The following is a 4,551-nucleotide window of genomic DNA, read 5'->3' as shown; positions in this document are numbered from 1 at the left end:
AATGCCGTACTGATTATCCGCAAGGAATCGGAGAAACGAACTCCGATCGGGATTGCTGATGGGAGTGCTCAGAAGCCCGGGTTTGCGCAAAAGTTGTTTTTGCCAGTCAAAAATTTTATCGACAAAAAGATTTTAGAAGTTAAAAATGAAATCATTGCCTGGATAGCTAATCTGGCCACGCCTGTGACTTATTATAGCATTATTGCTGTACTAGGCCTTTTAATTGTTATCGTTGTGGTTTTACTTCTAGGTTATATTTTAAACCGTTGGGTAGACAGTGACTATCTGGGGTTTGTAATACTGTTAGTGTTTACCTTGGTGCTACTATCTTTATTTCTATTATATAGAAAAAAGGCATTTGGGCAGATCAAACGGCTGCTAATGCGCCTGGGGCGTATATAACTCCCAATGATACATTGATTAGTTACAAAATTATATTTTCACCATGGAAATCAATAACTCAAAAAATCCTACTTTTCAACTTGCAGCTTCGCTTTTGAGCCTTGTACTGATCATTGCTTTGTTATATGCGCTGCAAAGCCTTTTGATCCCATTGATGTTTTCGATCCTTCTAGCCATTTCGCTTTTTCCAATTAGTCGGTTCCTAGAACGTTTCAAAGTCAAAAGGGCGCTCTCCTGTCTGATAGCTGTGATAGTTGCTATTCTTTTAATTAGTTTGTTGATCTGGTTTATTGTCCATCAGGTCAAAGTGATTGGTTCGAGCGGAATGGATCTGCAAGTTAAGTTTATGTCCATTTTTGATACCATACAGATTTGGATTACCAGAAGATTTGGCATAGAGGAGGGCCAAATTACCCAGCAAATCAAAGATTTTTCAAATAAAGCTGTTTCGAATGCCGGGACTTATTTGAGCCTTGCATTTGGTTCTGTTGGCGGTATTCTGGCCGGGGCAGTTATTGTGCCCTTATTTACTTTTTTTCTGATGTATTACAGGGATTTTTTCCGTGAATTCTTTTTTCATGCATTCTCATCGGTCGCGAAGGACCAAGTCCAGCAGGTACTGGACAAAATCTATGTGGTTGTTCAAAGCTACCTGATCGGCCTTGTGACGGTAATGGCCATTGTGGCCGTTCTTAATACGGTTGGTCTTCTGCTGCTCGGAATACAGTATGCATGGTTCTTTGGCACACTTGCCTCACTTTTAATGCTTTTGCCATATATTGGGATAGCAATTGGTTCTATCCTTCCAGCTTTGTTTGCACTGGCCACCAAGGACAGCGCCTTCTACGCACTCGGGGTAGTGCTTTGGTTTCAGGTAGTCCAATTTTTAGAAGGAAATTTGTTTACTCCCAATATTGTCGGTGGTAAGGTGAGCATTAATCCGCTGATGGCCATGATTGGCCTGCTTTTAGGAGGTATGCTCTTTGGTATTTCTGGCCTTATTTTAGCACTACCGATCACGGCGGTCCTTAAAGTGGTTTTTGACGCCATTCCGTCCATGCGTGCTTATGGCTTTTTAATCGGGGAACCAGAAGACTACCATTTGAAGCGATACTCCACAGCAATTGTTATGAAACGCTGGAAGTTGAAAGACTATGGCTTTTCAAAAGATAAAAAAGTTACCAGTGCAGTAAATGGCAAAGAAGACGCGGAAAGTTAATCCGAAGTACAAAAAATTAAATGTGTGATATATCCTGCTTTAGAACCGATGCAACAGCCAGATTATATACATGTCAAAAATAATATACTTCACGCAATACCTTACCATAAACACCTGGAAGTAAGAGTCGGCTCAAAGACCTGTGTAGACAGGAGAAATTGGAAGTGCTCTGAGCCTGTTTGCAAGGTTAAAGTTATTTGTGGAGTTGCAGTGATTGCATTCATCTTTCCAGATCCTAAATCTAATATTGTGCTCCATCTGAATTACGCTCAATTAAAATCGTGGGGGCCCGTTTCGTGGCTGGGCTGTAAGGAAATCATGTTCATGCTTTTTCTTTTAGATTCGACGGACCATAATATGATCATCAGCTCCAAGGTGGTTAAGATAAATGAGCGGGACACAAGCAAAATCAGGGCCGCATGTCTAGAACAAAGCACTCTTCCAGTAATTGCGGTTGAAAGGGCAGTTGATTTTATCTACCAGTTTAGGATTAGCGAATTGTGGCCATAATAGAAACCTGCGCTTAAACATAATGACTAATTCTAAATTAAAATACACTAATCGTATTTTGTTAAAAAAATATTATTTAGTAAAAAAGGATAAATCCGTATTTATCGCTGACGACGATGAGGATGACATATACCTGTTTAAGGAAGCTGTTGAAAAGTCGGCTGATGATGTCAAAGTAGTTGATGCAGATTCGGGCGAGGAGCTAGTTGAAATGTTGAGAGATGCAGTAAATTTAAGTGATCGGTGATAGTAGTTGATATGAATATGGGTGGAATGAATGGATTAAAAACGATTATAGCTATAAAAGCAGATTCAAAGTTGTCCCATATTCCTACGGTAATGATGTCAATATCTTCAAACCCTGACCTGGCTCAAAAGGCAATACGTGCCGATGCTTCCGAATTTATAACAAAACCAACCAGTTTTAGCGCCTTTTGAAATCTGACCAAGAGAATATTTCAACACTTTTTTAAGTATTTAAGCAGCACAATAGGGTAATTTGTTTGCCTATGCGTTCCTGGCAGATGCCAGTCCTAGATACAAGCCAAGTAGGGATGTCATAAATTGGCTTGATGATGCTACTCGGCCGCTTTCGAGCCGATGTTGTCTTGCTGTGTTCAGAAATAATAAATGCTTAGTAAAAAGCAAATGTAAAAAATCGATAAGGATGGTTATGTCAGCGTCTTGTAAAGTTAATTCAACATTGGAGAACAATATATCTTTTCTATCGGCAACTTACTCACCATGTTTGGCTTGATATTTATATAAGTTTTATGCATTAAAAACAGAAGCGATGGCAGACATAGAAAATCCTGACCCATCCGGGCAGGTCAAAGCAGGTATAACCTTAAAAGTAACGGGGGCAGAATCTGAAAATGAGGCAATGCGTAGTGTTGAGAACTATTTAAAGTTACATAAAGCAGTTTCGCTCGAAATGGGTTTGTGTGAAGGTGCTCTGAAAGGGGAATACTTGATTAAATTGGGTTAACAAGCTCGCTAGAATTTTTTCAGTATTTGCAAAAATTGGCAGAATAGCTTAGTTGCTATCCTGCCAATTTAATAATTAGGAGAATTTATTTGTGGCATGGAAATAGAGCTTTCATGTAAAATTACAAGGATGTGTCATGAAGAGAATATTGATTGTGGAAGATGATAATCACATATTAGAACTTTTGAGAATAGTTTTTGTGATTTTAGTTTTGATATGACGTTTTCGAACATCGCTCTTGAAAATTATTATATTCAATGCTGTTATGTATTTGGCTAAGCCATATAACATGCTATCTCTGCTTTAATAGCAAATAAATATCTATCCTAATATGCATAATCAGAGTTCGGCAGTAGCATCAGCTGTTCCCGGTGCAGCTGATAAAGTGCAAGAGCAATTGCAAGTTAACGGCTTTGACCTGGACAATTAGCAAGGTGAAGTGGGACAGGTGCTACGCCAAACGGGCGACCCGCCACTGAGTTCTGACACCTTGGAAAAAGAAAGGCGGCAATGCAGTGGATCGCGCAAAGGCGACAGGTCAGAATGCCGCCTCGAATCCGCAAGTAGCGGATGAAATGGCAGCGGGTTACTTAAAAAGCTTTTTAAGGAAGGACAGAGCACTATTAACCAAGTAGACCGTCAGGATGCGGTCAATGTTGTCATGAAGCAAACCGGGAAAAGTCGAGCGGAATCAGAACAGGTTGTCAATAACTGGATCAGCAGCTCAATCAGGCAAAGTAAAATTGGACCAGGCAAAAGTGCAGGCCGAAGTGAAAGCCCGTCAAGCGGCAGATGATGCGGCATCGGCGGCTTCAAAGGCCGCAATCTTTACATTCCTAAGGTTATTGATCGGTGTCGCTGCTGCTCGTTTTGGTGCTAAGCAGGGAACTGCTCTAAGTACCACCGCCCGGTGCGGCCGGTCGTTTAATAGATCACATACTAAGCAGACGAGAAAGTCGGTTTCAGGAACACACTTTGAATTAACTTAATAACTAAACTTAAATCAACTATGGCAGAATTAGATGTTCAACCAAAACAAAGCCGCCCATGGTGGATATGGCTACTACTTTTACTCGTTGTTATCGGTCTGATCGCATTATTGCGCGGCTGCAATAAGGATGGGGATGTGGTTACGGGTTCAACCGATAGCACCGCTGATGTAAAAGCAGTTACCTTGCCCGAGTGGGATAATGTCAATTTTAATGCTTCCGAAGCGCACTTTGAGGAAATTACCGATACATCCATTGCGGTGAAAGGCGATGACAACTACACCATCTATGGATTAGGCGAAAATATCCTTTTTGCTAGCGGTGAGAATGAAGTGCAGCAGAGTGCCCAGAAGCAGTTAGAACAAATAAGCGCTTCACTTGAAAAGCGTTTTAAAGGTGTAGCGCTGGCCATTTACGGTAACACGGATTCGACGGGCTCAGCT

Annotated in this window: 5 protein-coding genes and 1 pseudogene; all 6 read left to right on the top strand. The window is 40.9% G+C overall.

Features of this window, described 5'->3' with window-relative positions; genetic code table 11:
* Positions 1–402, top strand: a pseudogene (locus ACTIE6_RS18550) (hypothetical protein); the annotation flags it as partial.
* Between the two features lie 43 nt (positions 403–445).
* Positions 446–1,621, top strand: coding sequence for an AI-2E family transporter (locus tag ACTIE6_RS18545; protein ID WP_138284252.1), 1,176 nt, complete (start codon positions 446–448; stop codon positions 1,619–1,621).
* 532 nt (positions 1,622–2,153) lie between these two features.
* A complete protein-coding gene (locus ACTIE6_RS18540; protein ID WP_138284256.1) occupies positions 2,154–2,378 on the top strand; it encodes a hypothetical protein in 225 nt (74 codons plus the stop codon).
* A gap of 11 nt (positions 2,379–2,389) precedes the next feature.
* Positions 2,390–2,569, top strand: coding sequence for a response regulator (locus ACTIE6_RS18535; RefSeq protein WP_138284260.1), 180 nt, complete (start codon positions 2,390–2,392; stop codon positions 2,567–2,569).
* A 355-nt stretch (positions 2,570–2,924) separates the two neighbouring features.
* Positions 2,925–3,119 (top strand): hypothetical protein, encoded by a 195-nt coding sequence (locus ACTIE6_RS18530; protein WP_439558062.1) that lies wholly within the window; start codon positions 2,925–2,927, stop codon positions 3,117–3,119.
* Positions 3,120–4,128: 1,009 nt separating this feature from the next.
* The coding region (locus tag ACTIE6_RS18525; RefSeq protein WP_439558061.1) for an OmpA family protein at positions 4,129–4,551 on the top strand (423 nt) is incomplete at its 3' end.

Origin of the sequence: Dyadobacter sp. (assembly GCF_051859145.1) — a bacterium.
In the GTDB taxonomy this organism is placed as follows: Bacteria; Bacteroidota; Bacteroidia; order Cytophagales; family Spirosomataceae; genus Dyadobacter.
The sequence above is the reverse complement of the archived record's forward strand: the minus strand, read 5'-3'. Positions and strand labels throughout refer to the sequence as shown.